This window comes from Pyrobaculum sp., from assembly GCF_049971835.1.
Classification (GTDB): Archaea; Thermoproteota; Thermoprotei; order Thermoproteales; family Thermoproteaceae; genus Pyrobaculum.
The window spans coordinates 1-697 of sequence record NZ_JBMFKV010000409.1 but is presented as its reverse complement, the minus strand read 5'-3'; the positions used below and the strand labels follow the sequence as shown (position 1 = coordinate 697).

Sequence of the window (697 nt, the reverse complement as noted above, 5' to 3'; positions counted from 1 at the left end):
GAGTTGAGAGGATAGAGGCCATTTTAGAAAAAATTCTAGGTAGTTATAAAGTTACTGAAACAGCGGCTTGCCTTGGTCAAATATAACTATCTTTCTTTCTGTGCCGTAGTAGTAGGCGGCGTCTATGTATTTTGGTTGTCCGCCTTCGGTGACTACGCCCCATACGACGTAGTTGGGGTACGCCCTGTCGCCAGCGGCGTCGAGGTATACCTTGCCGGTGACGCCTTGGTAGGTGCCCTCCTTGCCCCACTGCTCCAGCTCGGCCCTCACCTTGTCGGGGTCGTCTGTGCCTAGCTTACAGACAATCTGCATAAGCATCATAGCCGCGTCGTAGCCATACGGGTCGTAGGCAACGGGGTCTTTGCCGTACTTCGACCTGTACCTCTGCTTAAACTCCTGGAACTTGGGGTCGTTGGGGTCGGGCGCCGCGATCGTGCCGAGCATCCTGGCCGCCGCCATCTCCCTGCCCACCTGCTTAATTAAAGCCTCGCTGTAGGCAATGCCGTCTGTCCCCACCCACCTAACCCTGCTCAACACGGGGTCGGAGGCGGCTGACTGGATGGCAATGACGCCGTCGTCTTCAAAGGTGACAAACACCACGGCGGCGTCGGAGCCGGGCTGGCCCAAGGCGCTTGACAGCTTCCTAACCGCCTCGGGAACCGCCGTGGGGAAGGCCTTGGGATCAGGGTCGTAGCCG

Annotated in this window: 1 protein-coding gene; it reads right to left on the bottom strand. The window is 58.2% G+C overall.

Going from position 1 to position 697, the window contains the following annotated elements; translation table 11 throughout:
* Nucleotides 1-51 precede the first annotated feature (51 nt).
* The coding region (locus tag ACP5J3_RS14995) for an ABC transporter substrate-binding protein (protein ID WP_428496407.1) at nt 52-697 on the bottom strand (646 nt) is incomplete at its 5' end.